This window comes from Microbacterium sp., from assembly GCF_051860965.1.
In the GTDB taxonomy this organism is placed as follows: domain Bacteria; phylum Actinomycetota; class Actinomycetes; order Actinomycetales; family Microbacteriaceae; genus Microbacterium.
This window is the reverse complement of record NZ_JBIMKU010000005.1, coordinates 313747-333907: the sequence shown is the minus strand read 5'-3', so window position 1 is coordinate 333907 and position 20161 is coordinate 313747. Positions and strand designations below refer to the sequence as shown.

Sequence of the window (20161 nt, the reverse complement as noted above, 5' to 3'; positions counted from 1 at the left end):
TGACCGTGCCTACGCGCGGTCACCCCCACGCGGGCCACCGTGTCAGCATCGATTCAACGAGGATGAGAGGGTTTTCGATGGCGACCGCCACCGTAGTACTGGATCGCGACTTCACCGCTGGGCACGTTCCCCGTCGGCTCTTCGGCTCCTTCGTCGAGCACATGGGGCGGTGCGTGTACACCGGCATCTACGAGCCTGGGCACGCGCGCGCAGACGACCGCGGGTTCCGTCAGGACGTCCTGGAGCTCGTCCGCGAGTTGGGACCGACCGTGGTTCGCTATCCCGGGGGTAACTTCGTCTCGGGCTACGAGTGGGAGGACGGTGTGGGCCCGGTCGAGCAGCGCCCGCGCCGCCTTGACGGCGCCTGGCACGCGATCGAGACGAACGCGTTCGGCCTGCACGAATTTGTCGACTGGTCGCGGGCTGCCGGCGTCGAAGTAATGGAAGCGGTCAATCTCGGCACCCGGGGTGTCGAGGCCGCGCGAGCCCTCGTCGAGTATGCGAACCACCCGGGAGGCTCGAAGTGGAGCGACCTCCGAATCGCGAACGGGGCGAAGGATCCATTCGACATCCGTCTGTGGTGTCTGGGCAACGAGCTCGACGGCCCGTGGCAGATCGGCCACAAAACGCCTGATGAATACGGGCGGCTCGCTGCCGAAGCGGGTAAAGCCATGAAGATGGTCGACCCGACCATCGAGCTGGTGGCTGTGGGCAGCTCAAACTCCCGTATGCCGACTTTCGGGGAATGGGAGTATGCCGTCCTCTCGCACGCTTACGAGCAGGTCGACTTCATCTCCTGCCACGCTTACTACGAGGAGGAAGAGAACGACGCTGCGAGCTTTCTCGCGTCGGCGCTCGACATGGATCACTTCATCTCCTCTGTCGTTTCCACGGCGGATGCCGTGCGCGCGAAGCGGCGGGACAAGAAGTACGTGAATCTCTCATTCGACGAGTGGAACGTCTGGTACGAGCGTGGACCCGAGACACCGGACAAACCGCAAATCGTCGCCGCGTCGTCCGTATGGCAGGAGCATCCGCGGCTCATTGAGGATCAGTACAACGTCACGGACGCTGTCGTCGTCGGCACTCTGCTGCATTCTCTTCTGCGGAACGGAGATCGTGTGAAGATCGCGAACCAAGCGCAGCTGGTGAATGTTATCGCCCCCATTCGATCGGAGCCTGGCGGTCCCGCTTGGCGCCAGACCATTTTCTGGCCCTTCGCGCGCATCGCCGCGCTCGCTCGGGGCCTTATCCTCACGCCCGCAGTGCAATCGGACCGCTACCCCACGAGCCGGTACGGCGATGCCGACGTGGTCGATGTCTCTTCGACTTGGGACCAAGACCTCGGATCTCTGTCGCTCTTCCTCGCGAACAGAGGACTCGACGAAGACGCGGACGTGCAGGTGTTGCTGCGGGGGCTGAGGGCTGTGAACGTCGCGTCTGCTGAGGTGCTCACTGTGCCGAAAGAGGGGGATCGCTTCTCCTTCAACTCCCAGCATGCGCAGGCGGCAGTGGGAATGGCGCCTTTGAAAGTCGAGATCGGGGACGAAGCCAACTCGCTCCAAGTCTCACTCCCACCACTAAGCTGGGCGGTCGTGACCGTTGCGGTGCAGAAGGATTGATCGTCGGCTTGTTAGCCTGCGCCGCAGGTTCGGTGTGATCGTAGTTATCCGCCGCCGCAAACCCACCGTAAGTTGAGGGACTGAGCGCTGCGCGCGTCCGATGGACTGCTCAACGCGGTGCGGGAAGTTTTCGAGAGGAATGCGCTGGCATCGGTCGCCGCGACGCACGTCGGCGAAAGGTCGACATCCGCGTCAACACAGGGAGGGGGGTTGCCTCCGTCACAGCCATGAAATGTCGATACGTCGGAGTTCACTCCCTCCGCTCCGCGTGAATACATCTGAGGACGATGTCGCGAGATCCGACGTCGCCCCTCTGATCGAGAGCAGAGTGGCGACGTCGGAATTCCGTGGCTGGAGACTCCATGCGATCCCCGTTATGCTCCGAAACAAGGGTTCAAATCCCACGTCTCCTCCATAAATACCTGATCAGAGGCTGTTTCTGCGCGGCGATACCCACGCGTACGCCGACTGTCTCCTCGTGAGGCCAGCGGCTGCGTCCGGAGAACTCGCAACCGTTCCGTGTCGGCGGGTCCCCGGGTGAGCGCGAACCTCTCCGCATCCGCCGCGGCCTGATCTCGCGGCTCCAGCGCACCGTCAGAGCGCGCAGCGTCCCGGCCGGAGCGGAACGAAGCGCGGCTGGCGCGTCAGGGTGTGAGCTTGGCACGCATGACGGGCACCGAGTCGTGCCAGAGCGCTGAGTCCGCGGTGGCAACGGCGAGGATCGACGCGTCGACGATGCCCGTTCGGATACGGATGCCTTTCGCCTTCGCGAGGCGGCGGATCTCGGCCCGGATCTCCGAAACGTCGTCCGACGGCTGGATGCCATGCGCACATTGCCCGTCGGCCACCGCGCAAGCAAGCAACCGCTCAGCGATCGACATTGTCATGAGCTGATTGTGGACCTGGACGCCGCAGTGCGCGACCCCCGACCCGCGACCCAACGGCGGGATAGCGGTTTCGGCAGCGGCCGACCGCTTCGCCGCCGACCGCTACAGTCGCGAACTTCCGGGAGGCGCCGAGTTGTACCGCAGGAGCGCGCCGGCGCCCGCCAGATCGGCGACCGTAGATGCGCGGGGCGCGGTCAACGTCGTGATTCTCGCGTTGTCGAGCCTGGGGAAGCGGCGCCGGTAGTCGTCGAGAGGGATGCCGAGGGTCCTGCAGAGCATTAGGCGGATCAGGGTCGTGTGACCCACCACCAACATCGTCGAGTCGTCGGACACGTCCTGGCTCAGTCGCAGGATCGCCCACAGGCCGCGGTCCGCCGCTGAGGCGCCGAGTTCTCCACCCGGAAGCGGAGAGGATGCGGGAGCGGCCAGGAACTCCGCGAGTCCGTCGGGGAACGCCTCAGTCATCTCGTCACGTGTCATCCCCTCCCCGCGACCGAAATCCACCTCTCGAAGCCCCGCATCGACTCGCAACTCCGTGCCTACGGCAGCGGCTACCGGGCGCGCGGTCTCCTGCGCACGTCGAAGGTCGGAGGAGACCACCAGATCGATCCCGGCCGATTCCGCCCAGGGGATGAGCGCCCGCGCCTGTTCGCGGCCGCGCGCGGTGAGATCGATGTCGCTGATTCCCGCGTAGCGATTCTCCGCGTGCCAGACCGTCTCGCCATGGCGCACGAGGTGCAGTGTGATCATGAGTCCAGTCCGATCAGTGCGGCGGAACGCAGGTCATCCGTGATCCATCCGCGTTGCGACAGGTGAGCGATGAAGTTGCCATAGCCTTCCGCAATGGCCGCTCGACGGCGCGAACGCGGTGAGAGGGGCTGTGCCGCGGGGACCATACGACGAGCGACAGTCTGCAGCGGGTTTGCATCGTGCGCGTCCGCGACTGCCAGGGCGCCCGCGGCGGCGAGCATCGCCATGCCGACCGCTCCCTCGCCATGCGCGGCAGGAGCCACCTCGCGCTGCAGCACGTCTGCGCGCAGCTGGTTCCAGATCCTGTTACGTGAGCCGCCGCCGGTCAGCAGGATCTGGCCGTCGGTGTCGTACCCGGTGAGCTGCAGGAGGTCGAACGCGAGGCGCTCGACGTAGGCGACGCCGTACAGGACAGCAGCGAAGGTCGCGAGGTCGTCTCCGTCGGGGAGGAGGCCGACGGCGTCGGGTGCGACGAAGGGGAATCGTTCGCCGCGGCCGACGAGCGGATACGAGACCGGGGGTGGAGCGTCGACATCGAGCGCCGCGGTGAGCGCATCGATGTCTCGCCCGGGCAGCAGCGCGGATATGGCCCCGGCGCCCGTGCTGGAAGCACCGCCGGGATACCACCCGCTGCCGAACGGTGCACGGTGGGCGTAGACGGCTCCGGTGGAATCGACGTGCCGAGCGGAGGCCGCCCCCTTAAGGACGAGGGTCGTGCCGAGCACCGAGTTCCAATACCCAGGGCTGAGCGCCCCCGCAGCGATCTGCGCCGCGCATCCGTCGGTCATTCCCGCGACGATGAGGCATCCCTCCGGGAGGCCGGTCGCCTCGCTGCCCGCCGCGTCGACGTTGCCGATGACCGATCCGGACTCGGCCAGGCTATTCACCGCGCTGGGTGCGACCCCGAGGGCAGCGAAGACCTCCTCGGGCCATCGCACCGCGTCGAGATCGGCTCCCGTCTTCAGCGCCGAACTGAGGTCGGAGGGCAGCAGCCGACCGGCGAGCATCGCGGTAATGACGTCGGGCTGATGGGCGATCACGGTGCCGGGTGCGGCGACTCCATCACGCAGCATCCGCATCAGTTTGGGGAGTCCCCAGGACGCCTGCATCCGGTAGCCGAGTCTCGACCACACGGCGGCGCCGGCATCCCGCACCACCGGAAGGTATTCGGATCCGCGCTGATCGTCGTACATCACGCCCATGCCTCGCGGCGCGCCCGTGAGGGCATCGACGGCCACGAGAGTTCCGGAAGTCCCTGACACGGCCACCGCGCGGGGGAAAGCGTGCGGCGGGAGTGCCGCGATGGCGTGCCGTAATGCTTGTGTCGTGGCGGCGAGCCAGTGAGCGGGGTCCTGCTCGTGGCGTTCGCCGTCGCGCACGCTGCGGAGCGGCTCGGCTGCCGCCGCCAATTCGACCCCACGCCCGCTCACCGCGCTCACGCGGACACTCTGCGTGCCCAGGTCGATCCCCACCCACACGTCCTGCGTCATCTATCCGCCGTCCGTTTCGTCCGGGCGCCACGTCGCCCACCGCTCGGCGAGTGCTGCTCGGGTGAGCAGGAAGTCGTCGTGCCGGTCGTCGAAGAAGGTGCGCAGGGCGGGGTCGGGCACGTGCAGCGCGCCGCGGGTCACCGTCGCCGCCGCTGCCTCGGCGAGACCTGAGTAGGCACCCGCTGCGACAAGTGCGTGCAGCATCGCCCCTTTGGCGCCGATCTGAGTCCCCTCGACGCGGACAGTGCTGATCCCCGTGACGTCGGCGATGACCTGGCACCATAGGGCGCTCGCGGACCCGCCGCCTGAGAGAACGAGTTCTTCCACCTCGGCGCCGGACGCGACCACGCAGTCCCGGATCGTATGTGCAAGCCCCTCCAGCGTGGCTCGTGCGATGTCGGCTCGACTGGTCCGGGTCGTGATTCCCAGCATGGCGCCGCGGGCGTCCGGGTCGAGGAACGGCATCCGCTCACCCGCCTCCGAGAGGTAGGGGAGAACGCGCACTCCGCGTGCTCCGGGCGCTGATCCACCGGCCAACTGGGTGACCTCGGCTGCGTCAGTGAGTCCGAGGAGATCACCCACCCACCGCACGACCTCTGTGCCGGCAAGCGTGGGGAATGCTCGCACGATGAGCGGGCCAGGGCTGAGCAGTGTCAGCCCGGTTGGTGCGCCGGACGTCACGGCCGAGCGTGTGACGACACCGGTGCACAGAGTGGTTCCGAGGATGCAGAACGCCGAACCTGGGGAGACGCTGCCGCCGCCGGCACCCGTCGACACGACGTCGTAGGGAGCGAGGGTTACCGGGATGCCGTCGGGCAGACCGGTGATGCGGGAGACACCGGGCAGCAGGGGCGCAGTGAGCTCGTCCTCGCAAAGAACCGGGGGTATGAGCGCACGGATCCCTTCGAGCCCGAACAGTTTGAAGAGCGACGGCGCGTAGCTCCCGGTCTCGACATCGAGCCAGGGAGCCGATGCGTCCGAGGGATGTAAGCCCCGGCACCCCGTCAACGACTCGAACAGCCAACTGCCGCACGTGACGACGTCGCGTATGCCGGCGATCGCGGCGGGATCGTTCTCGAGGAACCAGGCGAGGATCGCGTGCGGAAGCCCGAGGTTCCCGAGGGAGCCGTTGACTCTGAAGGCCTGCTCGAGGAGTCCGTCCCGCGTCCAGCCGTCGACGATGTCGACGGCACGGGCGTCGTTCCACAGGACCGCGGGACGAGCCGGCTGTCCGTCGTGTGCGACCATCCACGCTCCGTCACCCTGAGCGGTGATCGCGATGCGGTCGATGGTGCGATCCGTCTGCCCGACCGCCTCGGCGATGCACTCCAGAACAGAGTCGCGGACCTCGGTCATGTCCTGCTCCGCCCAGCCGGCATGCGGAGAGGAGAGCGAAGTCTTGCGGCGAATCACCAGACGCTCCGTACCGAATTCATCAAAGACGACGGCCTTGATCAGGCTCGTGCCCGCGTCGACCGCAAGCGTGGTCCCAGAGCTGGTCGTCACGGCGCGGGACTGAGGTCGAGAGTGGCGAGGACATCGGGGTTGGCGACGTGGGCCGGTGTGCGCCGCGCGATGAAGTCGCCGACGTCGCGCGCAACGATGCTCGCAGCGCGCACGGCCGTCTCGCGCGTCGCGCCTGCAAGATGCGGCGATACGACGACGTTCGGCTCGGAGAAGAGGGGCCAGTCGGTCGGCGGCGGCTCGATGTCGTACACGTCGAGGGCGACCGCTCCCAGCTGACCGGAGCGCAGCAGCCGGGGAAGGGGTGCGTAGTCGAGGAGGCCGCCTCGCGCGGCGTTGACGAGGACGGCTCCGCGAGGAAGGAGCGCGAGAGCTCGCTCGTCGATCATCCGCTCCGTCTCCTTCGTCAGGCGTGCGTGCAAGCTCACGACCGAACTCCGCGTCAACAGGCTGTCGAGCTCACTCACCTCCACCCCGTCGGCCGTGAGCGCCGCGGGGTCGGCGTAGGGATCGTAGACGACCACCTTCGACCCGAACGCTCGCAGCAGGCGGGCCACGAGTCGTCCGATCGCACCGTATCCCACCAGGCCCACCGTCGCCCCGTCGAGTTCGAAACCCACGTTCTCCCACGCGTAGTAGTCGCCGCGCCATGTCCCGCGCTTGAGCTCCGCATCCATGAGCGGAATGCGCCTCATCGCGGCCAGGATCAGGCCGACGGTGAACTCCGCAGCAGCCTGCGCGTTCCTCCCGGGCGCGAAAGTGACGAGCACGCCGGCGTCGGTCGCGGCCTGAAGATCGACGTTCACCGGTCCTCCTCGACACACCCCGACCATGCGGAGGTCGGGAAGCGCGGCGAAGACGTCCGATGTGAACGGCGCCATCTGTGTCACGGCGATGCGCGCACCCGAGAGGGCTTCGATCGTCGAGGCCACCGTGCCGCTGGCTTCCGACACGTTCTGCACGACGCCGAACGGCTCGTGCGGCCACGCCAGTTGCAGGGAACTGAACGTGGCGACATCCGGCCCCAATTCCTTTTCGAGCGCTGTCTGGAACAGGTGGGGCGTGACGAAGAAGTCGCCGGCAATGGCGATATGCGGCATATCGTTCCTCCTGCAATCAGTGGAGCCGACATGGCGTCTGCGCCTGATGCCCGGAACTCTACCACTCAGGATGGTATAAATATCAAACGAGGTGCGATGTGCCGTGGGGCAACCGTCTCAGCGTGGCGAGGATGGCGCGACATGGACGGCCGCGTGTTCCGCGATGCGCTCTCGGACGCGCTCATCCACGTCCTCAGTGAGGATCACGTCGGTGAACACCGAGATCGGCACGTAGCGGTGCAGCGATGTATGACCCACTTTCGATCCGTCCATCATGAGTACGCGTCGCCGGCCAGACTGCAGCATGGTGCGCTTCATCGTCACGATGTCCTGCTCTTGGTGGTAGGTCATCCGTTCATCCATCGTCGATGTTGACTGGAAGGCGATGTCCACGGCGTATGCCTCGAGATTCGTCTGGTCAGGCGGTGCGATGAACGAGTCGTGTGTGCGTGAGTACGCCCCGCCGATCATGATCAGCCGCACGTCGGGGGCGTCGCGGAGCACGGAGAGAACCTGGCAGTAGTTGGTCACGACCGTGATGGGAGCGGATGCGGGGAGCAGATGTGCGAGGGCGAGCACGGTAGTCGAGTCGTCGAGCATCAGTGACATCCCGGGCTCGATGAAGGACGCCGCGGTCCGCGCCAGCGCGGCCTTCTCCTCCGCTCGGCGGAGGAGACGGAAGTCCGAGCTGGACTCGAAGACGCTCGTCGGGAGCGCTGACACGCCGCCGTGGAACTTCCTGACAAGGTTCCGCGCGGCCAGGTCCTCGAGGTCGCGGTGGACGGTCATCGCACTGCGACCGGTCAACTCCGTCAGTTCCGCGGCTGTGGCGGATCCGACCTGCAGCACGTGATCGAGGATGATCCGCTGTCGCGCGGAGCGGGATGCGGGCCCGGATGCCGAAGTCATAGGTATCCCTTCTCCTCAGCATCGTAGCGGCGCGTCGACGAGTACTCCCCGCGCGGCTTCGACGGGTTTTATCATCTGCATTGACAATTCTACCGCCGTGATTGATATAGTCACGCTAGCGCTCTACGGTGACCGCGAGCGTTCCTGCACCTGCATCATCACAACCCCGTACGCGGGGCTCAACGAGGAGATTCGATGAAGAAGTCATACCTTCGGCTCGCAGCCGTATTGGGAGCTCTCGTGCTGGGGTCATCCCTGGCAGCCTGCTCGGCCGACACGGACGGCGGGGGCGCCGGCGGGGGCGACGCCGCCGAGTCCGGGGTGATCGCGTTCCTGATGCCGGACCTCGCATCGACGCGGTACGAGGAGCAGGACGCTCCGTTGTTCACGGCCAAGGTCGCTGAGCTGTGCCCCGAGTGCGAGGTGATCTACCAGAACGCCGACTCCGACCCGGCCAAGCAGCAGCAGCAGGCCGAGTCAGCGATCACGCAGGGAGCGAAGGCCATCGTGCTCGACGCGGTCGACACCAAAGCCGCGGCCACCATCGTCACGAGCGCTCAAGCTGCCGGGATCCCTGTGATCACGTACGACCGGCCGATCACCACTGCGCCCGCCGACTTCTACGTCTCGTTCGACAACGAGGAGATCGGCAATCTGATCGCCACGTCCCTCGTCGAGAAGCTCGACGCCGACGGCGCCGAAGGCGGAGTCCTCATCGTCAACGGCTCTCCGACCGACGACGCGGCCCAGCTCATCAAGGCAGGAATGAACGCCGGTGTCGAGGGGAGCGCGTATGAGATCCTCGCTCAGTTCGACACGCCGAAGTGGGACCCCCAGCAGGCGCAGGACTGGGTGAGTGGTCAGATCACGCAGTTCGACGACATCGTCGGCGTCGTGGCCGCCAACGACGGTACCGGCGGTGGGACGATCGCGGCGTTCCAAGCGGCCGGTATCACGCCGATCCCACCCGTCACCGGCAACGACGCCGAACTCGCCGCCATCCAGCGCATCATCGCCGGAACGCAGTACAACACGATCTCCAAGCCGATCGCGACCGTCGCCGAAGCCGCTGCGGAGGTTGCCGTCCAGCTCATCCGCGGAGAGACGCCCTCAGCCGACACCGAGCTCTTCGACACGCCATCGCAGCTGTTCACCCCGACCGTGGTCACCGCGGACAACGTGAAGGAGATCATCTTCGACGGCGGGATCTACACTGCCGCTCAGGCCTGCACCGGCGAGTTCGCCGCACGCTGCGCCGAGCTGGGCATCGAGTAATCGCAAAGCCGCCTGAGGCGTCGGGTCGGGTCTCCCAACCCGACGCCTCAGACGCACCTACCGCTGTTCCCTCGGCATCCCATCAGAAAGGCGCGTCGTGACGAGCGAAACCCGATCACCTCACCCGCAGATCCATAACGTGCTCACGATGCGCGCCATATCCAAAAGCTTCGGGGCCGTCGCCGCCCTCACGGACGTCGACTTGACAGTCGACTCGAGCGAGGTCGTTGCGATCGTCGGCGACAACGGTGCGGGCAAGTCAACGCTCGTCAAGGTGCTCTCAGGCGTTCACAAGCCGGACTCCGGCACCATCATCTTCGGCGGCGACGAAGTGAGCATCAGCTCGCCAACGGACGCGATCGACCGCGGGATCGCGACGGTGTTCCAGGACCTTGCGCTGTGCGACAACCTGGACGTCGTTCAGAACCTGTTTCTCGGACGGGAGATGACGCCGATTCGCCTCGACGAAGTGTCGATGGAGATCAAGGCGTGGGAACTGCTGCGGCAGCTCTCGGCGAAGATCCCGTCCGTGCGCATCCCGATCGCCTCGCTCTCAGGCGGACAGCGCCAGACCGTCGCGATTGCGCGGTCGCTTCTCGGTGAACCCAAACTGATCATCCTCGACGAACCGACAGCGGCGCTCGGCGTCGCGCAGACTGCGGAGGTGCTGAACCTCATCGAGCGCCTGCGTGAGCACGGCCTGGGTGTCGTGCTGATCACGCACAACATGGACGATGTGCGGGCGGTCGCCGATCGCGTCGTCGTCCTTCGCCTCGGGCGCAACAACGGCGCGTTCGCCGTCAAGGAGACCAACACCCAAGAGCTCATCGCCGCCATCACGGGCGCCACCGACAACGTCGTCACGCGCCGGAGGGCTGCCGTCGACGCCGCCTCCGCCACGAATGCATCCGCGCCCGCGGGCGCGTGATAGATAGGAATCCCGACATGACCGGAACAGTGCAGACGCCCACCCCCACGGATCGTCAGGACGAACGGTTACGCGCCGACGCCGGCGGGCTTCGCGGGTTCCTCTCCGCATCCGTCAGTCGGGTGCGTGGCGGCGACCTCGGCTTGCTGCCCGTCATCGTCGGCCTCGCCCTCATCTGGACGATCTTCCAGATCCTCAACCCCTTCTTCCTCTCGAGCAACAACCTCGCCAATCTGCTGATGCAGTCCGTGCCGGTCGGTGTTCTCGCGCTCGGGATCGTCTGCGTGCTGCTGGTGGGAGAGATCGACCTGTCGGTCGGTTCAGTGAGCGGACTGTCCGCGGCCATCGTCGCAGTCACCTTCGTCAACCTCGGCTGGCCCCTGCCGCTCGCGATCCTCACATCATTGGCGGCGGGCCTGGTCATCGGATTCTTCTACTCCGTCGTGTACATCCGCCTGGGAGTGCCGTCATTCGTCATCACGCTCGCCGGGTTGCTGGCTATCCTCGGCCTTCAGCTGCTGACCCTCGGCAAGTCCGGAACGATCAATCTGCCGGTCGACTCCTTCCTGGTCTACTTCGGCCAGCAGGCCTTCGTGCCGAAGCCGCTCGCCTACGTTCTCGCGGTGGTCGTCGCAGGCAGCCTATTCGTGACGACGTTCCTGACCGCTCGCCGGCGGACGGCGGCGGGCCTGTCGTCGAAGCCTCTGAGCGTCAACATCGCCGCATCAGCCCTGCTCCTCGCCGTCCTGCTCTTCGCGGCGTGGTTCCTCAACCAGAGCCGAGGTGTGGGGTGGATGTTCGTGTTTTTCGTCGTGCTCGTGCTCGTCATGAACTACGCGCTGACGCGCACATCGTGGGGGCGCTCGGTGTTCGCCGTCGGCGGGAACAAGGAAGCGGCACGCCGATCAGGGATCAACGTGTCCGGCGTGTACATGTCGGTCTTCATGCTGTGCACGACATTCGCTGCACTCGGTGGGTTGCTCGCGGCCGCCAGGCTGAACTCGGCAGGCCCACAGACGGGCACCGGCGACGTCAACCTCAACGCGATCGCCGCTGCTGTGATCGGTGGGACGAGCCTGTTCGGTGGGCGAGGTTCGGCTTTCGCGGCGCTCGTAGGAGTCCTGGTCATCCAATCGATCTCGAGCGGGCTGACACTGCTCAACCTCGACTCTTCCATCCGATTCATCGTGACGGGCGCTGTGGTGCTCATTGCGGTCGCCCTCGACGCCGTGGCACGCCGATCGCGAAGCTCGAGCGGGCGAGGATAGCGCGGCGATGGCGGGACACGTCGGTCAGACCGAGAGGTTCGATGGCGGTTGGGTTTAGCGGTCTCTAGTCGAGACGCCCCGAACAGTGTGTCGCAAGATGGCCGAAACGGCATTCGGCGAGCGGGAGCATACCGGGACAAGCGCGTGGGCATTCAAGGGCGACTGAACAACTCTCGCGACTGATAGCCCATCGTCGCGTCCGATATCGAAGACTTGGAAGTCGCGACAGATGTGTTCGGTCATCACTTTACGGAGTGAATGGGTTCGGGGGCTCACCGGATCGACGTCACGTCCTGGTCAACGAGAAGGCTGGCGGTCGACCCTCGGGGAATGATGACCGGGCGGGGTCCTTCCCGGTCGATGGTGTGACCGGTGTCGATGAGCTCTAGCAGCGACTGAGCTGCGGTTCGGCCGAGTTCAGCGATATCCCGGTGCATTGCCGACAGAGGCGGATGGGTGAGTGAGCACAGAGGAGAGTCATCCCAGGCGAGAAGGTTGAGCTCGCGAGGCACATCGATGCCCATCTCGGAGGCGACGGACAGGCCGGCCACGGCCATGATGTCGTTGTCGTAGACGATGGCCGTGGGCGGATCGGGGCGGGTGAGTAATGCCCGTGTGGCTCGCGCACCCTCCTCGCCGGTGAAGTCGGTGATCTCATCGCCCTGATCTTGCAGGCCGGCTTCTTGTAGTCCTTCGGTGAAGGCGGCCGCTCGGAGGAGGGAGTGCGCGAGTGTGGGTGTGCCTCCCACCCTCGCGATTCGACGGTGTCCGAGTCTTACCAGGTAGCGCACCGCATCGAGCATTGCTTTGCGGTCATCGGTCCAGACATGGGGAAGTCCGGCGGCAGCGTCGTCGTCGCAGACCAGCACCGCCGGCACCCCTATATCCCGAACGGCATCTGTGCGGACGTCCGGGATCGAAAGGTCCACGACGAGCACCCCATCTACCCGCCGTTCAGTCCACCACTTTCGATACGCCGCAACCTCCCTCTCGTGTGTGTCTACAACTTGGAGCATGAGGGCGATCTCACGTGCCGCGAGCGCAGCCTCGATGCCGGAGATGAACTCCATATAGAACGGTTCGGTGCCGAGCATCTTGGGCGGTCGACGAAGGACGAGGCCGATGGCGTCCGCCTTGGACGTCGAAAGTGAGCGGGCAGCGCTGTTCGGTGTCCAACCGAGCTGTGCCGCGATCTGCTGGACGCGTTCGCGCGTGTCCCGGGATACGCCGGGTTTGTTGTTGAGCGCGTACGAGACCGCACCTTTGGAGACGCCGGCTTCCCTCGCGATGTCGCCGATGGTCACTCTCACGCAGACCTCAATCCCGGGCTAGCCCGTCCGTGAGCACACCCGTCAGGATGCGGGTATCCGCTTGCCCTGGCTCATTCAACCACCGGATGACTCCGGGCGCCGACAGTTCCTCGACGGTTACGGGTCGGTGATGGTGAAGCTGCAGATGCACGGGCTTGCCGGGCACAACTGTTAGGTCGCTGTCGGAGACCCAGGCGTCCGGTTCGATCCGGTCGGCGAAGACGACCAGGCCCCGAACGACTGATGGCGCGGTGAGTGTGACGAGCTGCCCCCCGTCATCCCAGGCATGGACGCTGACGTCGACGACGGTCGATTCGAGCGCGAGATCTTTGTCCTCCACCCACGTTCCGACGGCGAGCAAATCCCCCTGGTCGCTCTCTGCCAGCAGAAACTCCGACGTCGGCGCGTGCGGGCTGACGACGGCGCCGGCCAGCGGGTAGTGCGCGACCTCACCTGGCGCTACCGCCGCAGAGATCACATCCTTGGCGAGTTCGACCCCCTGTATGTCGACGCGACGGATCGTTACGGCGGTCGCCCATTCCTCCGCGGCGTCATTGACAAGTGAGACCGACGCCGCGCCGGGGGTGGTCGTGATTCGCGCGATCCGGTCGGCGTATGCGCGGCGCAGCGCGTGCCACAGGGGTTTACGTCGGCCGTCCCCGTCAACAGCAGCCCATGACACGACCGGCCAACAGTCGTTGAGCTGCCAGACAATGGCGCCCATACACAGCGGCTTGAGCGAACGGAAGTGCTCGATGCCGTAGGAGACGGCGCGCGCCTGTTGCAGCTGCGCCAGGTAGTGCCAGTCCGCCAGGGTGGTCGGTTCCGGTAGGTGCGGGGCCATCCCTCGACGGATCTTCCCGACTCCGTCATCGGCCTTCTGGTGCACCAGCATGTTAGGAGATGACTCGGTGAGCGGTTCGTCGTGGACCCACTCGGTCAGCGTGGACCATGCCGGCGGGCCCTGGTAGCCGAACTCCGACACGAACCTGGGCCGGTAAGCGGAGTACACCGTGTAATCGGCACGATTCCACGCGTCCCAGATGTGCATGTTTCCCCGGCTCGGGTCGTTCGCGTGAAGCTCGGCGTTGCCCGAGTATGGGCTACCCGACCAGTACGGAACATGCGGCGCTAAGCCCTTGACGAGGTTCGGCAGTACCTCTTCGTAGTAGCGCAGTCCCCACGTTCGCCCGGCGAGCTCTTCCTGCCACCCCCAGTCGAACCAGCCCCAGATGTTCTCGTTGCAGCCATTCCAGAGGATCAGGCTGGGGTGAGACGAGAGTCGGACGATGTTGTCGACGGCTTCGGCACCGACTTCGTCGAAGAGCGGCTGTTCCTCCGGGTACGCGGCACACGCGAAGAGGAAGTCCTGCCAGACGAGGACTCCCTGTTCGTCGCAGATGTCGTAGAAGTCGTCGCTCTCGTAGATCCCGCCTCCCCAGACGCGAAGGAGGTTGACGTTCGCTTCCACGGCCTGGATGACTCTGTCTTCGTAGCGCTGCGCGCCGATGCGGCTGGGGAAGCAGTCGTCGGGGATCCAGTTCGCTCCTCGGATGAAGATGGGCGTGCCGTTCACACTGATGGTGAAGGAAGCCCCGTCCGCGTCTTCGGAAGTGTCCAGGCGAACATCGCGGAAGCCGATCTGGCGAATGCTCGACTCAGTCTCCTCGCCGTCCACGACCATCGCGATGGTCAGGTCGTAGCGGGTCTGTTCCCCGAGGCCGCGAGGCCACCACAGTTCCGGCTCGGGAACATGAACTTGGATGCTGGCGACGCCGTCAACGACGGGAGCGTCCACGCTGACCCCCGCAACGGATGCAGTGAGGACGACGGAACCGGCCTCTGAATCCGTGTCCACGCGGGCTGTGATGTCGACGACTCCGGCCCCGCTGGCGCTGACGGACGGGGACACGCGGGTCTGTGAGATGCGCGCCCCGGTCCAGCTGACGAGGCTGACGGGCTTCCAGATGCCGGCGGTGACCAGCTGGGGACCCCAGTCCCATCCGAAGTTCGCGGCCATTTTCCGGATGAAGTTGAACGGAGTCGGATAGGCGTTCGGGCGGTTCAGGAGTCGTTCGCGTTCCGCCTCCGCGTACGCCCATGCGGAGTCGAAACGAACCTCGATGGTGTTACCGGTCGGGTGCACGACGTCGGTGACGTCGACACGGTAAGTGCGGTGCTGGTTGACGCTGCGGAGCACTTCACGTCCGTTGACGGTAACCGTTGCGACCGTGTCGAGACCTTCGAACAGCAGCTCGTGATTGTTCTCGCCCGTCGGAAGGTCGAACGAGGTGTTGTACGTCCACACGGTGTGGCCGATCCACTGCAGCTCAGCCTCCCCGTTGTCGAGGTACGGGTCAGCGATGATGCCGGCCGCGAGCAGATCGGTGTGCACGACGCCGGGCACCCGCGCCGCGACAGGGGCGCTGAGCGCATCCGCGAGGGTTGGCGGTAGCGGTGAGGAGGCTCGAACCTGCCAGTGGTCGGTGAGCGGGGCAACGACAATGCTCATGCTCGCGCCACCTCAACCACTCGCGCGTTGCCGACGTGCTTGACGGCATCCAGGCCAGGGTGCGCGGCGTCGCCAGCGAAACGGTCCAGAGTGACATCGGAGGAGTCAACTTCGAGGGCGTGTGCGAAGTACTCCGGGGAGTCTCCCGCCCAGCGCACGCGAGTGTTTCGGAACTCGACGCCTTCGGCGTTGTGGACGTGGATTGCCGATGTCGGGTGCGAGATGGGTCGCGGCTCTTCGCGGTAGGGCCGGTTGTCGATAAAGCCGCCATCGAACGGCCCCCACTTGGCGAGTTCTACGGTGACGTCATCGAAGACGATGTCTTCGATGTGGCCGGGTTCGAATCCGGAGATGAGGATGCCGTTCTCCGCGCGCGCGACGATGTGGCTGAAGCGGACGTTGCGGATGGTGCCGAGGCCTTCGTGCCACGGGTATGCCGACACGTAAATCGGTTCACCGCGGCCCCACCAACGGTCGTCATAGATCTGCGTTTCGATGGTGATGTTGGTAAAGAGGATGTTCTCGTAGAGGGAGTCCTGGCCGAGGTTGACGGATAGTCCGCGGTGGCTTGCGCGGATGACGCAGTTGCTGACGGTGACGTTGCGGATCGGGGAAGTCGCGTCTACACCGATGACGACGGCGCTGGAGCGGGTCTCGAGGACGCAGTTGGTGATGGTGATGTCTTCGCAGGGGCCGGAGTCGGGGTATTCCTCGCAGGCCTTGAGCGAGATGGCGTCGTCGGGGCAGCGGATGTCGCAGTCACTGATACGGACCAGCCGGCAGCGGTCTAGGTCGATGCCGTCTGCATTGGGCAACTTCATGTCGTTGCGGATTCGGATCCCGTTGATCCGGACGCTTTCGCACCCGGTGAGCCGCACCGTCCACAGTGCGCCGTCGCGGTAGGTCGTTTCGGTGAGAGTGACGTCTTCGCAGTCGATGAAGAACAGTGTGAAAGGTCGAGAGACGGGCATCGCGTAGATCTCGCCCTGATCCTCGAGGACGTAGTGGCGTCCCGCGCCGTCAATGATGCCGGCGCCGGTGACGGCGATGTTGGTGGCGTTATACGCGGCAAGGAAGATGCCGGACGCGTCCGTATCGTCTCGCACGGTGCCCGATGACAGGGCGGTCACGACCTGTCGTTCGGTGATGTCCTCCCATTCGCCGCTGGCCTGGAGTGTGGCGCCACGCTCGATGTGCAGTTCGACGTGAGAGCGCAGGACAAGCGATCCCGACAGGTACGTCCGCCCAGCCGGGACGGTTACCTTCCCGCCGCCCGCAGTGTGCGCGGCGTCGATGGCCGCCTGAATCGCGGACGCGTCGTTGTGAGCGCCGTCACCGACGGCTCCGAACTGGGTGATGTCAAAGAGGGAGGACAACGTAGGCACTTTCTGTTCGAGGGGGGTTTGTCAGGACTTGACGGCACCCTGAAGCAGGGCGTCTTCCAGGCGGCGATTGAGGACGATGTACACGATGTACACGGGAATCATCGTGATGAGCGCCCCGGCAAGCAGCACGCCGTACTGTGTTTCGGTGAGCGAGATGAGGGTGGGAAGCGCGACCTGAGCGGTGCGCACCTCCGGGTCGGGGCCGCCGAGGATGAGGACGAAGAGGTACTCGTTCCAGAAGCTCAGGAAGTTGAGGATCGCGACCGTGGCGATACCGGGCGCCACGATGGGCGTGTAGATGCTGATGAGCACGCGCAGCCGGTTAGCACCGTCCATCATCGCGCTTTCCTCGAGCTCCACCGGAACGCTTCGCATGAACTGCGCAAGCAGGATTACCGACAGGGGCAGTACGGACGCGGGGAAGAACAAGTAGAGGAACTCACGCGTGTGGAACAGGCCGATGGCGATGGCCAAGATCACGGTCGGTACGAGGGCAGCGAACCCAGGGATGAGCAGACCAAGTGCGAAGAATCTCTCGACGATGATTCCCGCCTTTCCCTTGGCGCGCGCGATGGCGTACGCGGCGGGAATCGCGAGGATCAGGGTGAGGATCTCGGCGATGACGGTGATGAGCACCGAGTTCATCAGGCCGGTGCCGAGGTCAGCACGCTCCCATGCAGCGACGAAGTTGTCGAGGGTGAAGCTCCCGGGCAGACCGAACGGGTTGTTGAAGATCTCGCTGTTGTTCTTGAACGACGAGATGACGAGGAAGTAGATCGGGATGATGAGCAGGACGGCGTACAGCCAAGTGAGGGCGTGCGCGACCGGGTTCAGCCGGGTGGATCTGGTCTTGGTGCGAGACACGGGTGAAGCTCCTAGTACCGGGGCCGGAAGATGCGGCGGATGAGCAACATGCCGAGGATTCCGACGAAGAAGAGAATGACGCCGACCGCCTGGCTGTATCCGACCTGCGACTGCGTGAACGCCTTGTCGTAGATAAGGAAGGACAGGTTGGTGGATGAACTTCCGGGGCCGCCCCTGGTGAGCAGAAGAATGGTTCCGGCGGAGGTGAACAGCACCCAGATGAACTGCAGCATCAGGATCACGCCGAAATAGTCTCGACAGATCGGGTACGCGATTCCCCAGACTCGACGCCAGTGGCTGGCGCCGTCCAGTTCTGCGGCTTCGAACACGTCACCGGGGATCGCGGACAGTCGTGCGCTGAAAAGAATCGCCGTGAAGCCGATGCCGCTCCATAGGTTGACGACCATTACGACACCGAATGCGGTCTGGCTGGACGCAAGCCACGGGGTCGAAAGAGCGCCGAGGCCGATGTTGTCGAGGACACCGTTGATGAGTCCTGTCGGGGAGAAGATCGAGAGGAAGATGACTGACATCGCGGCCAGCGACAACAGAGCCGGGGTGAACAGAACGACTCGGAGGATGCGGTGCCCTCGGGGTTTGAGGCTGACGTAGTAGCCGAGCATGAACGCGGTGGGCAGCATCAACGGAAGAACAATGGCCAGCTGGACGACCGAGTTTCGAACGGCGGTCCAGAAGACGGGGTCGGTAAACACCTTCTCGAAGTTGGCGAGGCCAGCGAACGAGCTCGGTGAGACGAAGCTGCGCCAGTCCAGCAGCGCAATGTAGAACATCGCGAACAGTGGTCCGACGGTGAAGATGAAGTACCAGACGACGGCAGGCAATGCAAGAAGGGCGAGGCCACCGTTACCGTCGCGCCGACGGCGGCGACGCGGAGGCGTCGCTTCGTCGAGCACGCTTCGAGCGGCGATGGTTTGGGACATGTCAGGGCCTTTCTTCGCTGGAAGGTCGGTGGGGCGGTGCAGTCGAGTGCACCGCCCCACCAATGTGCCGTACCGAGTTCTCAGATGGGACCGGTTTCGGTCAGCCGTACAGCGCGTCCAGCGCGCCGCAGATTGCGTCGGGAGTGGTTCCCGGAGCGAACGCGACGCTGGTCTCGCGGATGATGGGGTTCTGAACGCTACCCGGCACGATGGTGTCAGGCATGACCGCGAAGTCCACGAGGCTGGGAAGGTCGTTGACAGCCTGCGCGGTGATGGAGTTGGCAATCTCGCCGCCAGCCGAGTCCGTGATAACAGCGGTCGGCCCATTGGTGGCCGCCGACCAGGCCGCGGCCTCCTCAGGCGTGTACCAGGCGGTGATGAACTGCTTGACGAGGTCGATCTTGTCGTCCTTCGCGCCGTTGGGGCTGACCCAGAAGCCCTGGCCGGTGTATCCCTCGTACGCGGTCGGCTTCTCGAACGTGCCGTTGGAGGGAATCGGGAAACCTCCCAGCACGACGTTCCCGCGCAGTGCGTCCGGAGTACCACCGAAGGCCCACGAGCCAGCGGTCATGATGGCTGCCTTGCCCTCATAGAACGCGGCGTTCATCTGGTCTGCCGTGTAGCCCTCAGCGTCGTCGACGAACAGGCCAGCGTCGCGGAGTTCGGTGAAGAGCTCGATGCCCTTCATTGCGTTGTCACTGGCGCAGAAGCCACCCTCGGAGTAGACCTTCGTGGTCTCGTCCGCGTCCATGTAGGACTGCACGATCTGCAGGAACAGCTTGTTCCCGGACCAGTCAATGCCGCCGATGACCATGGGCGGGATGCCGGCCTCCTTGAGGAGCTTGACGTCCTCGAGGAGCTCGTCGATTGTGGTCGGCGGTGCGTCGATGCCGGCCTGTGCCAGAAGGTCGGTGTTGTACCAGACCGGCCAGACGAAGCCGTTGTACGGGAAACCCTGCACGACACCGTCGGCGTTCGTCCAGGCGGCGAGTGCCTCGGGGTTGATCTTGTCGGTCAGTCCCCAGTCATCGAGGTAGTCCGACGCCGGAACGACGATGCCCTGGTCCACCCAGTCCACGGTCTTGTCGGCGAGGTTGACCATCACGACGTCTGCCTCTTTGCCGCCAGCGACAGAGGTCTCGTACACGTCGGGGATCTCTTCCCCTACGCGTGTGAGCTTGACGGTCGCACCGGTCTCCTTCTCGAAGTTGGCGACGAACGCGTCCAGCGCGTCGCCGGCTTCGGTGCCCGCCTGGGTGACGGTGAGCACTGTGAGGGTGTCGGGGTCGCTGCCACCTCCCGACGAGCAACCAATCAGGGAAACCCCGAGAGCGGACACGGACAGGATTGCTGCGGCTGCTGCGGCCTTGCGGTTCATCATGCCTCCTTGCATGGACAGGTGCGGGTGTGCATCGGAAGTAAAACACGAACCGACGCCGGATGTCAATGAACCGGT

Annotated in this window: 16 protein-coding genes; 4 read left to right on the top strand and 12 right to left on the bottom strand. The window is 65.2% G+C overall.

The features are described from left to right. Positions 1-77 precede the first annotated feature (77 nt). Positions 78-1622: an arabinosylfuranosidase ArfA gene (gene arfA, locus ACTIFV_RS12120; RefSeq protein ID WP_439593034.1), complete on the top strand. Its 1545-nt coding sequence runs from the start codon at positions 78-80 to the stop codon at positions 1620-1622. A gap of 644 nt (positions 1623-2266) precedes the next feature. Here the strand turns inward: arfA and ACTIFV_RS12115 are convergent. From ACTIFV_RS12115 to ACTIFV_RS12090, 6 genes are all read right to left on the bottom strand, one after another. After that, positions 2267-2503, bottom strand: coding sequence for a hypothetical protein (locus ACTIFV_RS12115; RefSeq protein WP_439593033.1), 237 nt, complete (start codon positions 2501-2503; stop codon positions 2267-2269). Positions 2504-2611: 108 nt separating this feature from the next. Then, entirely contained in the window at positions 2612-3259 is a 648-nt protein-coding gene (locus ACTIFV_RS12110) for a histidine phosphatase family protein (protein ID WP_439593032.1), read from the bottom strand. After that, entirely contained in the window at positions 3256-4749 is a 1494-nt protein-coding gene (locus ACTIFV_RS12105; protein WP_439593031.1) for an FGGY-family carbohydrate kinase, read from the bottom strand. Before ACTIFV_RS12105 ends, ACTIFV_RS12110 begins: the two co-directional genes overlap by 4 nt. Then, positions 4750-6255 (bottom strand): FGGY family carbohydrate kinase, encoded by a 1506-nt coding sequence (locus ACTIFV_RS12100; RefSeq protein ID WP_439593030.1) that lies wholly within the window; start codon positions 6253-6255, stop codon positions 4750-4752. Next, positions 6252-7313 carry a 2-hydroxyacid dehydrogenase gene (locus ACTIFV_RS12095; RefSeq protein ID WP_439593029.1) on the bottom strand — a complete coding sequence of 354 codons (1062 nt, stop codon included), beginning with the start codon at positions 7311-7313 and terminating at the stop codon, positions 6252-6254. Before ACTIFV_RS12095 ends, ACTIFV_RS12100 begins: the two co-directional genes overlap by 4 nt. 117 nt (positions 7314-7430) lie before the next feature. Then, a complete protein-coding gene (locus tag ACTIFV_RS12090; protein WP_439593028.1) occupies positions 7431-8222 on the bottom strand; it encodes a DeoR/GlpR family DNA-binding transcription regulator in 792 nt (263 codons plus the stop codon). 195 nt (positions 8223-8417) lie between these two features. Between ACTIFV_RS12090 and ACTIFV_RS12085 the strand changes: the two genes are divergently transcribed. The 3 genes from ACTIFV_RS12085 (at position 8418) to ACTIFV_RS12075 (ending at position 11693) form a co-directional block, all read left to right on the top strand. Continuing rightward, on the top strand, positions 8418-9497 hold the full coding sequence (locus tag ACTIFV_RS12085; protein ID WP_439593027.1) for a substrate-binding domain-containing protein: 1080 nt from the start codon (positions 8418-8420) through the stop codon (positions 9495-9497). A gap of 148 nt (positions 9498-9645) precedes the next feature. Continuing rightward, positions 9646-10425 carry an ATP-binding cassette domain-containing protein gene (locus ACTIFV_RS12080; protein WP_439593026.1) on the top strand — a complete coding sequence of 260 codons (780 nt, stop codon included), beginning with the start codon at positions 9646-9648 and terminating at the stop codon, positions 10423-10425. A 17-nt stretch (positions 10426-10442) separates the two neighbouring features. After that, positions 10443-11693, top strand: coding sequence for a sugar ABC transporter permease (locus ACTIFV_RS12075; RefSeq protein ID WP_439593025.1), 1251 nt, complete (start codon positions 10443-10445; stop codon positions 11691-11693). A 272-nt stretch (positions 11694-11965) separates the two neighbouring features. Here the strand turns inward: ACTIFV_RS12075 and ACTIFV_RS12070 are convergent, their stop codons facing one another. From ACTIFV_RS12070 to ACTIFV_RS12045, 6 genes are all read right to left on the bottom strand, one after another. Continuing rightward, positions 11966-12997 (bottom strand): LacI family DNA-binding transcriptional regulator, encoded by a 1032-nt coding sequence (locus tag ACTIFV_RS12070; RefSeq protein ID WP_439593024.1) that lies wholly within the window; start codon positions 12995-12997, stop codon positions 11966-11968. Positions 12998-13010: 13 nt separating this feature from the next. Beyond that, complete coding sequence (locus ACTIFV_RS12065; RefSeq protein WP_439593023.1) at positions 13011-15515, bottom strand: glycoside hydrolase family 2 protein; 2505 nt, start codon at positions 15513-15515, stop codon at positions 13011-13013. Further along, the gene (locus ACTIFV_RS12060) at positions 15512-16891 is read right to left on the bottom strand and encodes a glycoside hydrolase family 28 protein (RefSeq protein WP_439593022.1); all 1380 of its coding nucleotides are present in this window, start codon (positions 16889-16891) and stop codon (positions 15512-15514) included. Before ACTIFV_RS12060 ends, ACTIFV_RS12065 begins: the two co-directional genes overlap by 4 nt. A gap of 30 nt (positions 16892-16921) precedes the next feature. Beyond that, positions 16922-17764, bottom strand: a complete 843-nt coding sequence (locus ACTIFV_RS12055) for a carbohydrate ABC transporter permease (RefSeq protein ID WP_439593021.1) — start codon at positions 17762-17764, stop codon at positions 16922-16924. Positions 17765-17775: 11 nt separating this feature from the next. Next, a complete protein-coding gene (locus ACTIFV_RS12050) occupies positions 17776-18705 on the bottom strand; it encodes a carbohydrate ABC transporter permease (protein ID WP_439593020.1) in 930 nt (309 codons plus the stop codon). Positions 18706-18805: 100 nt separating this feature from the next. Further along, positions 18806-20086: an ABC transporter substrate-binding protein gene (locus ACTIFV_RS12045; protein ID WP_439593019.1), complete on the bottom strand. Its 1281-nt coding sequence runs from the start codon at positions 20084-20086 to the stop codon at positions 18806-18808. Between the last annotated feature and the right edge of the window lie 75 nt (positions 20087-20161).